13 protein-coding genes are annotated in these 13,753 nt (G+C 67.2%); 7 read left to right on the top strand and 6 right to left on the bottom strand.

Annotated features, from left to right (window positions below):
• Positions 1-39 precede the first annotated feature (39 nt).
• Together ACFQGD_RS02055 and ACFQGD_RS02050 are read right to left on the bottom strand one after the other, a co-directional pair.
• Positions 40-1,014, bottom strand: a complete 975-nt coding sequence (locus ACFQGD_RS02055; RefSeq protein WP_345402754.1) for a PA domain-containing protein — start codon at positions 1,012-1,014, stop codon at positions 40-42.
• A gap of 11 nt (positions 1,015-1,025) precedes the next feature.
• Positions 1,026-1,967: an LVIVD repeat-containing protein gene (locus ACFQGD_RS02050; RefSeq protein ID WP_345402564.1), complete on the bottom strand. Its 942-nt coding sequence runs from the start codon at positions 1,965-1,967 to the stop codon at positions 1,026-1,028.
• Between the two features lie 232 nt (positions 1,968-2,199).
• On the opposite strand from ACFQGD_RS02050, the gene ACFQGD_RS02045 reads away from it, so the two are divergent.
• Positions 2,200-3,168: a CapA family protein gene (locus tag ACFQGD_RS02045; RefSeq protein ID WP_345402567.1), complete on the top strand. Its 969-nt coding sequence runs from the start codon at positions 2,200-2,202 to the stop codon at positions 3,166-3,168.
• On the opposite strand, the gene ACFQGD_RS02040 is transcribed toward ACFQGD_RS02045, so the two are convergent.
• Positions 3,165-4,982, bottom strand: coding sequence for a long-chain-acyl-CoA synthetase (locus ACFQGD_RS02040; protein ID WP_345402570.1), 1,818 nt, complete (start codon positions 4,980-4,982; stop codon positions 3,165-3,167). The genes ACFQGD_RS02045 and ACFQGD_RS02040 overlap by 4 nt on opposite strands.
• Before the next feature lie 371 nt (positions 4,983-5,353).
• Here ACFQGD_RS02040 and ACFQGD_RS02035 point away from each other — a divergent pair, with 371 nt between their 5' ends.
• The gene (locus ACFQGD_RS02035; protein ID WP_345402573.1) at positions 5,354-5,569 is read left to right on the top strand and encodes a dodecin; all 216 of its coding nucleotides are present in this window, start codon (positions 5,354-5,356) and stop codon (positions 5,567-5,569) included.
• A gap of 54 nt (positions 5,570-5,623) precedes the next feature.
• On the opposite strand, the gene ACFQGD_RS02030 is transcribed toward ACFQGD_RS02035, so the two are convergent.
• The 3 genes from ACFQGD_RS02030 to ACFQGD_RS02020 form a co-directional block, all read right to left on the bottom strand.
• Positions 5,624-6,094, bottom strand: coding sequence for a DUF6328 family protein (locus ACFQGD_RS02030; RefSeq protein WP_345402576.1), 471 nt, complete (start codon positions 6,092-6,094; stop codon positions 5,624-5,626).
• Between the two features lie 39 nt (positions 6,095-6,133).
• Positions 6,134-6,658 carry a 2'-5' RNA ligase family protein gene (locus tag ACFQGD_RS02025; RefSeq protein ID WP_345402579.1) on the bottom strand — a complete coding sequence of 175 codons (525 nt, stop codon included), beginning with the start codon at positions 6,656-6,658 and terminating at the stop codon, positions 6,134-6,136.
• 86 nt (positions 6,659-6,744) lie between these two features.
• Positions 6,745-7,170 (bottom strand): YciI family protein, encoded by a 426-nt coding sequence (locus ACFQGD_RS02020; RefSeq protein ID WP_345402582.1) that lies wholly within the window; start codon positions 7,168-7,170, stop codon positions 6,745-6,747.
• A 186-nt stretch (positions 7,171-7,356) separates the two neighbouring features.
• Between ACFQGD_RS02020 and dusB the strand changes: the two genes are divergently transcribed.
• From dusB to pstS, 5 genes are all read left to right on the top strand, one after another.
• Positions 7,357-8,499, top strand: a complete 1,143-nt coding sequence (dusB, locus tag ACFQGD_RS02015) for a tRNA dihydrouridine synthase DusB (protein WP_390183355.1) — start codon at positions 7,357-7,359, stop codon at positions 8,497-8,499.
• Positions 8,500-8,802: 303 nt separating this feature from the next.
• On the top strand, positions 8,803-9,648 hold the full coding sequence (locus tag ACFQGD_RS02010) for a GGDEF domain-containing protein (protein ID WP_345402588.1): 846 nt from the start codon (positions 8,803-8,805) through the stop codon (positions 9,646-9,648).
• Positions 9,649-10,274: 626 nt separating this feature from the next.
• Complete coding sequence (locus ACFQGD_RS02005; protein ID WP_345402591.1) at positions 10,275-11,606, top strand: LCP family protein; 1,332 nt, start codon at positions 10,275-10,277, stop codon at positions 11,604-11,606.
• Positions 11,607-11,687: 81 nt separating this feature from the next.
• Positions 11,688-12,350 (top strand): phosphate signaling complex protein PhoU, encoded by a 663-nt coding sequence (gene phoU, locus ACFQGD_RS02000; RefSeq protein ID WP_345402593.1) that lies wholly within the window; start codon positions 11,688-11,690, stop codon positions 12,348-12,350.
• Between the two features lie 337 nt (positions 12,351-12,687).
• Positions 12,688-13,752: a phosphate ABC transporter substrate-binding protein PstS gene (gene pstS / locus ACFQGD_RS01995; protein WP_390183354.1), complete on the top strand. Its 1,065-nt coding sequence runs from the start codon at positions 12,688-12,690 to the stop codon at positions 13,750-13,752.
• The last annotated feature ends 1 nt before the right edge of the window (position 13,753 follow it).

Here is a 13,753-nt window from a genome sequence, read left to right as displayed (position 1 = left end):
GCCGTCCGCGTCAGGCCTGGTTAGTCGCGACCTCGCGAGTCACTTACCACTTCCCTTGCCCTGCTCCTTGAACACGTACAGGCCGCCATTACGGTCGGAGCCGTAGATCCAGGGCTTGTCGTCCTCCTTGTGCACGCCCCAGAAGTCGTGGGGCTCACCGCCGTTGCTCGCTAGGAACTCCGCCGAGTTGTCGAAGTAGCGCGCCACCTCGACGGGGTTGGCGGGGTCGGTGACGTCGAGCACCAGCATGCCGTCCCAGTACCAGGAGATGTAAGCCTTCACTCGGCCGTCATCGGTGTTCTCGACGACGACGTTGTGCACCGAGTACGTGCCGAACTTGTCGCAGCCGGGGATCGGCTCGCCCGCCGCGCTGCACGCGGTGTCGAAAGTCGACGCCAGCTCGGGGTTGGCCGGGTCCGAGTAGTCCCAGATCCGCACGCCGCCCCACGGCGAGCCGGGCACGTTGTTGGTGATCACGACGGCTGCCGCACCCGCGTCGGCCGCGTTGAAGTTCTTCTCACGGAACGTGCACGCGCCACGCCTGATGAACGCGATGTCACCCTCGTCAATGGCACCCGCGTTGAGGATGGCGTCACCGTCGCAGGCCCTGCCGATCCACACCGCCTCGCCGGTCACCGGGCCGACGTCGGCGAACTTCGGCTGATCACCTGCCAACTCAGACGCAGGGAAGGTCGTGCCTGCCAGCGGGCCGGAGTTCACCGTGATGCTGTCCGCGTCGACGGTGACGTCGTTGCCGGTCTGGCTGCCCTCGAACTCGTCACCGGCGGCGGTGGAGGCCGCGGTGCCCGGCAGTGGCGTGGGCGGATCGCCCTCACTGAAGGTGAGGTTCGTCGGCGGGCGCACGCCCCACGCGTCGAAGTCCTCCTCGGTCTCGACGACGATGGAACCGTCGTCGCTCGGCCATGCCGCGTGGCTGTTGACCTCGCCGTCGAGCGAGCCGTTCTCCACGTCGAGCGCGACCGAGACGAGCTGCGGGTTCGCCGGGTCGGTCATGTCAAGCCGGATCAGCCCAGCGTCCCAGTTCGACAAATACGCGACAGTGCCCGCTTCGTCGAACGTGATGTCGTGCAGGAAACGGTTCCTGGAGTCGCCGTAGCCGTCGAGCAGCCACAACGCCGCGTCCAACACCCGGCCGACGTCCTCGGTCTCGTCGCCGACACCCGGGTCGAAGACCTCCTCCGCGCCCCACGCGCTGACGAGCTGTGGGTCGGTGGGGTCGGTGATGTCGTAGGTGCGGAAGTTGTCGAACGCCGACTCGCCATGATGGACACGTAGTCCTTGCTGCCCTGCGTAAAAAGCCAGATGTTGTGCACGCCGACGTCGCTGATGCCGCCGAAGAGGTCATTCGAGATCGGGTTGAGCTCGTCGGCCCTGATCGACGACAGATGCACCGGGTTGGCGGGGTCGCTGACCTCGTAGAGCTCGATGCCGCCCGGCCCACCAGCGCAGGACTCGTTGGAGTGCGCCAGGATCGCGCCGGAGTTGAGGGTGTCCACCTTGACGTCGTTGGAGCGGCTGCCGACGGGGGAGTCGATCACGCCGACGAACGACGGGTCGTTCGGGTTCTGGACGTTCCAGACCCAGACGCCGGCGCCCTCCTCACCGCCACACGGGCTGTTGAACGTGCCGGTGTAGGAGTAGCCCTCGTGGGTCCAGACGTCGGTCGTCGCGCCCGCGTCGAGCCGCTTGCCCCTGCCGCGCAGCGCGAGGTTCTTGATCTTCTTGCCCGACGGTCCATCGCTAACGACGCCGCCACCGTCGTACTCCGCGAGCGGTGCACTCGGATCGCGCGCTCCGTCCTCGTAGTGCGTGTGGCCCTCGTGGCCGTCGTCGACGGTGCCACCGAGCCCCAGATCGGGGTGATCATCCGACGCGTAGCTGACGGCACTGGTGGAACTGACGACCAGCGCGGCGGCGGCTATCGCGACGAGAGTCCTGCGTTTCATCTGCTTCCTCCTCCCGCGGCAGGAGGGTCGCGCTCCCGCCGTCGACGTCGACTCCCCCACGAAACAGTCGTTGATCGTGTGTCCTATGTCACGCAACTCACACAAATGGAGCACAAGTACGCATTCATAAGAATCAGCAGCAGCCCCCCGTGCTGCGGATTTCACTCGTCGTGCGTGCCTGGTGATTGTTCGTGACACTGGGGTCGGGGCCTGCTCGAGGGAAGGAGGCACCGTGCGGCCGGTTCGGCTCGCGCTCGCGGGCGACACCATGCTTGGCAGAGGGGTAGCCGAGCGGCTGCACGAGGTCGGGCCGCCCGGACTGTTCGCGCCCGAGGTCAGGACGATCATGGCCGAAGCGGACCTCGTCGTGCTCAACCTGGAGTGCTGCGTATCCCAGCGCGGCGCGCGGTGGGATCCCGGTCGCAAGCCGTTCCACTTCCGCGCGCCACCCCGGGCCGTTGAGACGTTGACCTGGCTCGGCGTTGACTGCGTGACGCTGGCCAACAACCACGCGCTCGATTACGGCGTCAAGGCGCTCACCGACACCATCACGCACCTCGAACAGGCGGGTATCCAGTGGGTAGGCGCTGGTCCTGACGCCGAGGCGGCGCGCGCCGGGACGGTGCTGCACGCCCATGGCCAGCGGGTCGGAGTGCTCGGCGTGGCCGATCACCCAAGCGACTTCGCCGCGGGGGTGGACCGGCCAGGCACCGCCTACGCCGACCTCTGGACGGGCGTCACCGACTGGCTCACGGACCGGGTCCGCTCGCTCGCCGCCGCGAACGACATCGTGCTGGTCACGCCGCACTGGGGTCCGAACATGACGTCATCACCCATCCGCCACGTGCGCCGCGCCGCCCGCACGCTCGTGGACGCGGGTGCCACGCTCATCGCGGGGCACTCCGCGCACGTGGTGCACGGCGTCGCCAACCGCGTGCTCTATGACCTCGGCGACTTCATCGACGACTACGTGGTCGACCCGGTACTGCGCAATGACCTCAGCCTGTTGTTCCTTGTCGACGTCGACGCTGACGGCCCGGTGCGCCTTGAGGCGTGCCCGCTGACACTGGAACCGGCTTACACCCGGCTAGCGCGTGGCCTCGACGTCCGGTGGCTGCGCAGCCGCTTCACGTCCGCGTGCCGGGAACTCGGCACGCCCGTGAACTGGCACGACGGACGGTTGGTCGTGGAGTGGCGCTAGACCCGCACCTCGCCACCAGCGACCTGTGCCGGGTACTCCTCGTAAAACGGTACGTAGCCCTCGCCCGGCCCGGCGAGCACATAGAGCGGGTCGCTCACCTCGCTGGTGTCGTAGCCCTGGTCGCGCAGGTCGACCTTGCGGCTCTTGAACGTCGACGTCTGCTCCACCTCGTCGATGAGCCGCACGAACAGCGGCACCGCGTAGCTGGGCAGGTGATCGAGCAGGTGCTTGGCCAACGACGCGCCATCGAACCGCGCGCCGTCCGCGAGCTTGATCGCGGCCATGCCCGCCTTGCCGTCGGTACCGGCCACCTCTACGCCATAGACGACGGCCTGCTCCACGTCAGGGTGCTCCGCGACAGCCGCCTCAACCTCGGTGGTCGCGACGTTCTCGCCCTTCCAGCGGAACGTGTCGCCGAGCCGGTCGGCGAACGCGACGTGGTTGAAGCCCTGCTTGCGCACCAGGTCGCCGGTGTTGAACCAGCAGTCGCCGGACCTGAAGGCGTCTCTGAGCAGCTTGCGCTCGGTGGCGTCCGGGTCGGTGTAGCCGTCGAACGGTGCACGGTTCGTCACCTTCGTGACCAGCAGCCCGACGTCGCCGGTACGGACCTTGCGCAGCTTGCCCTTAGCGTCGCGCACCGGCTGCTCGGTGGCGGGGTCGTACTCGACGATCGCGAACGGCAGCGGGCACACGCCCGCGGTGCGGTCGATGTTGAGCGCGTTGACGAACGCGACGTTGCACTCGCTCGCACCATAGAACTCCGCGATCCGCTCGATGCCGAACCGCTCGGTGAACTCGCCCCACAGCTCCGGTCGCAGCCCGTTGCCGACGACGACGCGCACCTGGTGTTGCTTTTCGGCCTCGCGCACCGGCTGGTTCAGCAGGTAGCGGCACAGCTCACCGATGTAGCAGAACGCGGTGGAGCGGGTGAGCACGACGTCGTCCCAGAACCGCGACGCCGAGAACGACTTGCCGAGCGCCAGCGTCGCGCCCGCCGCGAGCACCGACGAGAGCGAGACCGTCAGCGCGTTGTTGTGGTAGAGCGGCAGACAGCAGTACAGGGTGTCGTCAGTGCGCAGTCGCACGCCGAGGCCACCGAGGCCGGTCATGCTCTTCAGCCAGCGCAGGTGAGACATGGCGCTGGCCTTCGGCATGCCGGTGGTGCCCGAGGTGAAGATGTAGAACGCCGTCTGGTTGGCGGTGATCTCCGCGCACCGCGGCGGGTTCGCCTCGCTGGCGTCGGCGGCGAGCTCGTCGAGGTCCTGGTGCCCTGACAACCGGTCAGCCTGCTTGGCGAGCCCGATGACCTTGCCGTTGATCTCACCGCTCGGCAGCGAGTCGAGAGCTTCCCGGCACTCCGCCCCGACCACGAAGACCGTGCTGTCCAGCAGTTTCTGGCTGTGGTTGAGGACGTCGCCGCGCTGGTTGTAGTTGAGCATGCCAGCGACCGCGCCCAGCTTGACGGCGGCGAGCGCGACCAGCATCGTCTCCGGCCGGTTCGACGCCAACACACCGACGACCGACCCCTGGCCGACGCCATGCTGAGCGAAGACGTCCGCGTACCGGTTCACCCGAGCGTTCGCCTCGCCGTAGGTGATCTCGGACTCGCCGAACCGCAAGAAGGGCCGTTCCGGGTGCTTGGCGGCGGCGTCCTGGAAGACGCGACCGAGCGACGCCTTGCTGCCCGAGCGCATCGTCGCGAGGCCGAGCGCGCCCCGGGCCATCTTCGGCATGTCCGGCGCGAGCTTCGGCAACGACCGAATGACGTCGGTGAACCGGACCCTGCGCGCCACTTCTCGCTCTGACGTCTCCATGGACGGCCACCTTACTGGCGAGTAGCCATGGGAGCGCAAGTGTGAGTTCGTTCATGCAGGTCAATCCGCGTCGGGATTGTGGGTTTCGCGTGGTTGACGGGGCATCGTTCGTGACCAACGGCATAAGGCAGCCCACCCACGCCACCCGGCGACGACCCACCCTTCTAACCACCGCCCGTCTAGCCGCCGCACGGCACAGCGCTCGCCTGCTCACGCTGCGCGCTGCGCCACTCACGACGGACAATGGCGCCACGCCGTACAGCGAACACGGCCTCCGCGAGGCCGTCGCGGCACCACGACGCCCACCGCGCCATCGCGACCGGACCCGCGATCACCCGACAACCAGAAGATCACCGAGGAGGACATCCGCCATGGCAGATCACACCTACCGCGTCAGCGAGATCGTCGGCTCGTCCAGTGAGAGCTTGGACGACGCTATTCGAGGCGGCATCCGCCGCGCGTCGCAAACGTTGCGTGAACTCGACTGGTTCGAGGTCACCGAGATCAGAGGCCACATCGTCGACGGCGACGTCGGGCATTTTCAGGTGGGGATGAAGGTCGGGTTCCGACTCGAAGCGCCCGAGTGATGTCGCGCGGCTGGCGCGCCGGACAACAGCATCGCACCCACGCAACCGCCACCGCTACCGCCGCAACCGCCATGGCGCGACGAACCACAGATACGTGAACGCGAGCGCGGCGCCAACCGCCAGCAAGATCATCGCCACGGTCCCGAACACGACCTTGCCGATCAGCGCGACGGTCACCATCACCGCGCATGCGAGACAACCGAGGCCCATCAACACCAGACGATTCCCCCTGCGCAAGATCTCGCGCCGACGTCCGGCGCGGAACAGCACACGGTGCCATGCGGCGGGTGCGCTCAGCAGCGCCGTTGACAACACGGCGAGCACGACCGCGACCAGGTGCAACGACTTCTCGAACGTCCCGATCTCCTTGAACGTCTGAGTGAACACGACGGCGAGGAGGAAGCCAAACAGGATCTGCACCCCGGCTTGCGCGACGCGCAACTCACCGAGCAGCTCGGCGACGTTGCGGGTCAGCCGTTGGTGCTCCGGCTCGTGATAGTGGTGGTGATGGTCAGCGTCCGGCATGGTGGCGAATACCTCCCAAGCAACGCGGCAAAACGCCGTTCACGGCAGCACCGCCAGCGGCCATACCCGCCCAGTCGCACTGTCGATCAACGCCGCACGGTTCACCCTCACGGTCAGCGGCAGGACGTCGTAGATCGCGGCGGCGACCGCGGGCAACGCGTCCAACCGCGCCCGGTTCGCCAGCGACAAGTGCGGCAGCCAGCGGTCGATCTCGTAGTGCTTGTGTACGACGGCGCCGGTGCGCCGCACCGCCTCAACCACACGATGCTGCCGCGCGACCAGCCCGTCGGGCACGGCGGGTACCAGGCACACCCGCCCTCGACGGAAAGAGCCGAGCGCGTCAAACGTGAGATCGAAGGGCTCATAGCCGGGTACTTCGTCGACGGCGGTGCGCACGGCGTCAGCATCCCAGTGCAGTAACACCACGTAGCTCAGGTGCGGATGGTGCTGGCCGTGCGTGTGGGAGCGCAACGTCGGCACGCCTTCGGACTCGATGCGGTCCCAGAGGTTCCTGATCGACCGCTGTGATTTCCCGTCGAACAGCAAACACACCCCGAGCGCCATGGTTCGACGGTAAGCCAGGCAGAGGTGACCCGCGAAGTGCGACTACCCCCAGTAACAGTCGCACTTCGCGGGTGGCGTGGACCGGTTCAGCCGCCGTGCCGCACAGCGACGCGCTCGCGCAGCCGCTCCTCCTGCTCCCGGAGCTCCGGCGTGAACTCCTCGCCGAAGTCGTCGGCCTCGAAGATCTTGCGCACCTCCACCTCGCCGTCGACGAACGGAATGCCACGCGCCCACGAAACAGCCTCTTCTCGCGAGGCCACCTCAAGCACCCAGAAGCCCGCGACCAGAGTTCGAGGGTCGCCGAATGGCCCCTCGGTGACGGCTGCCGTGCCGCCCGAGAAGGTCACCCGGGCGGCGCTAGAGCTCGGGTGCAGGCCCTCGCCGCTGACAAGCACCCCAGCGTTGACCATCTTCTCGTTGTACGCGCCCATGTCTGCCAGTTCCCGCTCGCTGGGCATGACGCCCTGCTCGGAGTCGGCGGTTGCCTTGACGATCAGCATGTAGCGGCCCATTGTTCTGCTCCTTCGTATCCGTCGCGGCGAGCCACCGTGGCTCGCTCCGTGCTTTCAACCGGAACGTCGGAGCAGGCGGCTCCGCTTCGACATCGCCGCCGAACTTTCCTCGAACTTTTTCGCGGCGAATGGTTCACCGCAGGTAGGAGCACCACCGTGTACGCCATCGGGGTCACGACCGTTAGCCTGGAGGGCGTGCCTGTTACGACGTCATCGCTACGGATCGGCCCCTTCGAAGTCGACCCGCCAGTCGTGCTCGCACCGATGGCCGGGATCACCAACCGCGCGTTCCGGCAACTCTGCCAGTCCTACGGCGCCGGCCTGTACGTGTGCGAGATGATCACCGCACGCGCCGTTGTGGAGCGACACCCGGGCACGATGCACATGATGAGCTTCGCGCCGGGAGAGTACCCGCGGTCGATGCAGCTCTACGGCGTCGATCCGAACACCATGCGCGAGGCCATCAAGATCATCCTCGGTGAGGGACTCGCCGACCACATCGACGCCAACTTCGGCTGCCCGGTCGCGAAGGTCACGCGGAAGGGCGGCGGCGCGGCGCTGCCGTACAAGCGCAAGCTGTTCGGCGACATCGTCAAGGCGTCGGTCGAGGCGGCCGAGCCGTACGGCGCGCCGTTCACCGTCAAGTTCCGCGTCGGCATCGACGACGAGCACCACACCTACCTCGACGCTGGCCGTATCGCCGAGGCCGAGGGCGCGGCGTCCGTCGCACTGCACGCGCGCACCGCAGCACAGCGCTACTCCGGCCAGGCCGACTGGTCGCACGTCGCACGGCTGAAGGAGGCCGTGACGTCGATTCCCGTGCTGGGCAACGGCGACATCTTCACCGCGGACGACGCGCTGCGCATGGTCGCCGAGACCGGATGCGACGGCGTCGTCGTCGGGCGCGGCTGCCTTGGCCGGCCGTGGCTGTTCGGGGAGTTGGAGGCCGCCTTCGCTGGGAGGCCGGTGCCGGAGGGTCCGAACCTCGGCGAGGTGGCGCGGGTGCTGCGGCGGCACGCCGAACTGCTCGTCGAGCACGACGGCCACGACAAAGCCATGCGTGACCTGCGCAAACATATGGCGTGGTACTTCATGGGCTTCCCTGTCGGCTCCGAGTTGCGCCGCGAGTTCGCCATGATCACCAGCCTCGACGTCCTCGACGAGCTGATCGAGCGACTCGACCACGACGCGCCGTTCCCCGCGGCGGCGACCGGGCCGAGGGGTAGGCAGGGTTCGCCCGGCAAGGTCACCCTGCCGCACGGTTGGCTGGACGACCCGGACGATCCGTGCGTTCCGGCCGGTGCGGACATGATGCACAGCGGCGGCTAGACCAGCCGACACGCCGGTACAAGCCAGAATTCAAGGCCTAGGTATGAAATTCAGGCTGGCGTGTTCACAACTCCCACAAAGGTTGCCCTCCAATCGAGTGATATTCCCTCACCGGTCGTCCCGTTAGCTCAAGACGTCGGTCCTACCCGACGACAACAAAGTCGTGGCACACGGTGGCAATGGATCGGCCAGCCACCGAGGGCGGCGATCGCGGAGGCCGACCCGTGCACGGCAGCGCGGCAAACCAATCCCTCCCGGGGTAACGGGCGCGCGAGATATGGCACGCACTGACTGGAGCAGAACGTGACGAATCGATTGGACACGCATCCGAGCTGGCGCCCCAGCGAGACCGGCGCGTCCACACGTTCCCAACCAATCGACGTCGACCTCGTCAACGGCCCGCGCGACACCACAGAACTTGTCGATATTCACGAGTCCATCGCGCAGGCATTCGCCACACAAGGCAGGTGGCAGCTCGCGTACTCGCACCTGACCGAGGCACTGCGGCTCGCACGCGACAGCCAGCACGTCACGCCGCTCATTCCCGAGCAGTACCAGCGGCAGGTCGACGAGTTGAAGCGGGCGCACGCGGAAGCCGTCGACGCGAGCCTGCGGGACGCGCTCACCGCGTCATACAACCGCCGCTACCTGGATCAGAAGCTGGACAAGCTCCTCGCGGAACAACGTCGCGACGGCGAAGGCATCGCCGTCGCGCTCATCGATCTCGACCACTTCAAGCAGGTCAATGACACCCACGGACATGTCGTCGGGGACAGGGTGCTGCAGCAGGTCGTCGCGTTGCTGCAAGCTGATCTGCCCGCCGGGGCGTTCTGCGCGCGCTACGGCGGTGAGGAGTTCGTGCTCGTGCTGCCGGAGGCGAACCCGTGGTTCGCCGTCACGACGCTGGAGCGCGCGCGAGTGCGCGTCGCCGAGCACAACTGGTCGAGCATCGTGCCGGGCCTCGTCGTCACCATCAGCGCGGGCCTCACACACCGGCCAGGTTGGGAATTGCCGCAGCGCGACGCGGAATGGCAGCTGCGCCGCGCCGACGACTTGCTCTACGCCGCCAAACGCGCCGGAAGGAATGTCGTCGCCTACCGTAGAAGTGGCGCGATCCGAATCGCGGGGCTTGATGACAACTGCCGCTGAGGACGTTAGCGACTCCGCCATTTCCGGCAACAGAACGCAATGACATCGCCCGATTAGCTTACTCCATCCGGAGCAGTTCTTCTCGGACGTGCGCACATTTCGCCCGAGATTATCTACGCAGCGCCGCACTAATCGCCCAACAGTGTTCCCTCCATCACGCTGTATCCGTACGATAACGGCACGCAACGAGGGCGGGATACAACACGTCCCTCATCGCCCTGGCACGCCAGCGGGGATCACGGCCGCTTGACACCATGATGGGAGGCTCGGTGCACGAGAACGCGCCGCACCGGGGGTCTCCCCCCTACCGACCCCAGCAGCCAGCCCAACGACCAGCGCCACCGGGACCGCGGGTACCGCGACCAGCGCCGCCAGGGCGAGCGCGGCAACGCCCGGCACGACAGCCGCCAGACACACGGCAACCTCCGGCTCAGCAGCCGCCAGGCACACGGCAACCACCCCCACGCCCCCCGCATCCACAGCAACCGCCACGTCGCCCGGAACGGAGCGAGGGGCAGGGGCAGCAAGCCCCGCCACGCCGACAACCACAACAGCAGCACCGGCAAGCCCCGCAGGGTGGCGAGACGCTCGACCGGAACAGACCCCAGCCGCCACCAGCGCGACCCGTGCCGCCGAACGCGGACCCGCCGCCACCAGCGCGCCAGCGCGAGCGCCCCATCGCCGCGGCGCTCGCGCGCTCCAACAACGCGCGAGCGAGCACTACCACTCGCGAATGGCGCAATACGGAGACCCAACAGATCCCGGCCATCGAGCCGGACACGGCGGCGTCGAAACAGATCAAGGTCCGCTACGACGAGGAGAAGCCCGCGACCCGCCTGCGCGAGAAGCGTCTTCGGCTCGACCAGCGCGCGGCCCAGCTCACCAAGGCGACCGTCGGTGTCCTCGCGCTGATCGTTTTCCTCGCCACGGGCGGCGCCTGGAGTATGAAGACCTGGTACGACTCGACGTTGGAGGAGATCGCGGCCCTCGACGTCAACTCGGCTGACATCAAGGACGCGCCTGCCCAGCTCGGTGATGAGAACTTCCTCATCGTCGGGTCCGACACGCGGGCGGGCGCCGCGCGAGAAGTGCCCGGCGTACAAGGCGCCAGGTCGGACGCCGTGATGCTGGCGCACATTCCCGAGGATCGGGATCGCGCCGTCGTGGTGTCGTTCCCGCGTGACCTCGAAGTCACTCGCCCCGCGTGCCAGCGCTGGGATGCGAGCACCCGCCAGTACAGCGAGGAGGTCGTCCCGGGAGCGCAGCGGGTGAAGCTGAACACCGCGTACGCCGTCGGCGGGCCGCGCTGCGTCACCACACTGGTTCAGCAGCTCAGCGGCATGCGGATGAACCACTTCGTCGGCATCGACTTCCAAGGCTTCAAAAGCATGGTCGACGCGGTCGGCGGCGTCACGGTCAAGGCCAACGGCCCCATCGTCGACCAGGAAATGGGCACGATCGCCACGAAAGCCGGTCCGCTGCCGCTCGACGGCACCAAAGCACTGCGGTTCGTGCGCGCGAGGAAGGTCGAGGGCGACCTAACCTCCGACTACGGCCGGATGGGTCGGCAACAGCAGTTCATCGGCGCACTGCTCCGCAAGGCGATGTCCAATGACGTGCTCACCAACCCGAGCAAGTTGACCAGCTTCGTCAACGCGTTCACCGCCGCGACGTACGGCGAGAACATCGGCGTCGACGACATGCTCACGCTGGCGCAGTCGATGCGGGGCCTCGATACTGGCTCTATACAGTTCCTCACGTTGCCGACCACCGGCTACTCCAACGAGCGTGGCAACGAGGTGATGATGCGCGAACGCACGGACATGCTGTTCCAGGCGCTGATCAACGACACGCCACTGCCTGGTGAGGAACCAGCGAATAAACAAGACAACGGCGGCCAGGAGACGACGGCGCGAGCGGACGACAGCACGCTGCGACAAGGCACGGGCAATCCCTGAGCCCGTCCTCGCGGCCCCGGTTCATCATCGGTTCATCTCACCGCTACGGCGCGGTCGACGCGATCGACGTACAGTGGGCCCATGCGCGAGGCATATCACGTAGAGCTGGAACGGCTGGCCGACAACCTGGCTGAGATGTGCGGCATGGCCGCGACGGCGATGGAGCGCGCCACGACGTCGCTTCTCGAGACGAACCTGCCGCTCGCGGAACAGGTCATCAGCGACGACCAGAAGATCGACGATGCCCGTGCCCGCTGCGAGGAACAGGCGTACGCCCTGCTCGCCCTGCAGGCCCCCGTCGCGACCGACCTGCGCACCGTGCTCGCCGCGATCCACGCCGCGGAAAGCCTGGAGCGGATGGGTGACCTCGCGCTGCACGTCGCGCGCGCGGCGCGCAGGCGACACCCTGAGCCGGTGCTACCGGCGGAGGTCGCGCCGTACTTCGCCGAGATGGGCAAGCTCGCGGTCCGGCTCGCCAGGCAGGCAGAGGACGTTATTCACACGCGAGATGTCGAGGCCGCCCGTTCCCTCGACATCGCCGACGACGAGATGGACGACATTCACCGGCACCTCTTCACGGTGATCATGGACAAGAACTGGCAACACGGCGTCGCGGCCGCCGTCGACACCACGTTGCTCGGCCGGTTCTACGAACGCTACGGCGATCACGCTGTGTCGGTAGCCAACCGCATGGTTTTCGTCGCCACCGGCAAGATGCCGGGGTACAACTCCGACGAACTCTGACAATTATCTTCCCACCCGGTCATCTACCGCCAGATGACCGGGTGTTTTTCGTCGCTCCCCGTTATCACAGCGCGTGGATACCTCACTCCATAGTGCGGCCGGATAGTGTTATCGGGCTCACAAAACAAGCGAACACCTGGTAACTTCCACGTGACGTCGACGTGATGACTTCCGCCCGACGCCCGTCGTTCGCTTTCCGTTCACTTACATCGCCCTACCGTGTCATGTCACCTCCTTAGCGTCCTGCTGCGTGAACGCACACGAGTCGGTTACGCCGACCGCAATACCCCGAAAGAGGTTTATTGTGAATCGCTCCACCCTGAGCCGCATCGTCGCGATGCCGGCAGCGACCGCGATCGCCCTCGGGCTGGCGGCCTGCGGCCCAGCGAACGAGCAAGGCGGCGGCAGCAGCGAGAGCGGGCTGTCCGGGACGATCAACGGCGCGGGCGCCAGCTCGCAGGAAGCCGCCCAGCAGGCCTGGATCGCAGGCTTCACGAGCGAGAACCCCGACGTCACGATCAACTATGACCCGATCGGCTCCGGCGGCGGCCGGGAGCAGTTCGTCGCGGGCGGCACTGACTTCGGCGGCACCGATGCCTACCTGGACGACAAGGAACTCGCCGGGGCCAAGAAGCGCTGCGGCGAGCTTGTCGAGATCCCCGCGTACGTCTCACCGGTCGCCGTGATCTTCAACCTCGAAGGCGTCGACGAGCTCAACCTCAAGCCGGACACCATCGCCAAGATCTTCAACCAGAAGATCACGAAGTGGAACGACCCGGCGATCAAGGCGGACAACCCGGAGGCTGAGCTGCCCGACACCAAGATCACTCCGGTGAACCGCTCCGACGAGTCGGGCACCACCGAGAACTTCGTCGAGTACCTCTCCGCCGCCGCTGGTGACGCCTGGCCGCACGAGGTCAGCGGTAACTGGCCGGTCTCCGGTGGCGAGGCCGCGCAGGGCACATCGGGCGTCGTGCAGGCCGTCAAGGCTGGCAACGGCACCATCGGCTACGCGGACGCCAGCCAGGCCGGTGACCTCAGCACGGCGAAGGTCGGCGTCGGCGGCGACTTCGTCGAGTACTCGCCCGAAGCCGCCGCGGCCGTGCTGGACGTCTCCGAGCGGGTCGAGGGTCGCGGCGAGTACAGCTTCGCCTTCGACCTCGCCCGTGACACGAAGGAAGCGGGCACCTACCCGATCGTGTTGGTCTCCTACGCCCTCGCCTGCGCGCAGTACGAGGACGCCGAGACCGCCGAGCTGGTGAAGTCCTATCTGTCCTACATGATCAGCGAGGAGGGTCAGCAGACCGCGGCGGAGAACGCGGGGTCCGCCCCGATCTCGGACTCGCTGCGCGAGAAGGTGACCCCGGCCATCGACGCCATCTCCGCCGGTGGCCAGTCCTGAC

Origin of the sequence: Haloechinothrix salitolerans (genome assembly GCF_042662605.1) — a bacterium.
GTDB lineage: Bacteria > Actinomycetota > Actinomycetes > Mycobacteriales > Pseudonocardiaceae > Haloechinothrix_A > Haloechinothrix_A salitolerans.
Note: the sequence above shows the minus strand (reverse complement) of the source record. Positions and strands in the feature narration are given on the sequence as shown.

Excerpts from the sequence above, each read along its gene's own strand:
- ACFQGD_RS02055 (WP_345402754.1), bottom strand. The coding sequence starts at position 1,014 with ATGACCGACCCGGCGAACCCGCAGCTCGTCTCGGTCGCGCTCGACGTG.
- ACFQGD_RS02050 (WP_345402564.1), bottom strand. The coding sequence starts at position 1,967 with ATGAAACGCAGGACTCTCGTCGCGATAGCCGCCGCCGCGCTGGTCGTC.
- ACFQGD_RS02040 (WP_345402570.1), bottom strand. The coding sequence starts at position 4,982 with ATGGAGACGTCAGAGCGAGAAGTGGCGCGCAGGGTCCGGTTCACCGAC.
- ACFQGD_RS02035 (WP_345402573.1), top strand. The coding sequence starts at position 5,354 with ATGGCAGATCACACCTACCGCGTCAGCGAGATCGTCGGCTCGTCCAGT.
- ACFQGD_RS02030 (WP_345402576.1), bottom strand. The coding sequence starts at position 6,094 with ATGCCGGACGCTGACCATCACCACCACTATCACGAGCCGGAGCACCAA.
- ACFQGD_RS02025 (WP_345402579.1), bottom strand. The coding sequence starts at position 6,658 with ATGGCGCTCGGGGTGTGTTTGCTGTTCGACGGGAAATCACAGCGGTCG.
- ACFQGD_RS02020 (WP_345402582.1), bottom strand. The coding sequence starts at position 7,170 with ATGGGCCGCTACATGCTGATCGTCAAGGCAACCGCCGACTCCGAGCAG.
- phoU (WP_345402593.1), top strand. The coding sequence starts at position 11,688 with ATGCGCGAGGCATATCACGTAGAGCTGGAACGGCTGGCCGACAACCTG.
- pstS (WP_390183354.1), top strand. The coding sequence starts at position 12,688 with ATGCCGGCAGCGACCGCGATCGCCCTCGGGCTGGCGGCCTGCGGCCCA.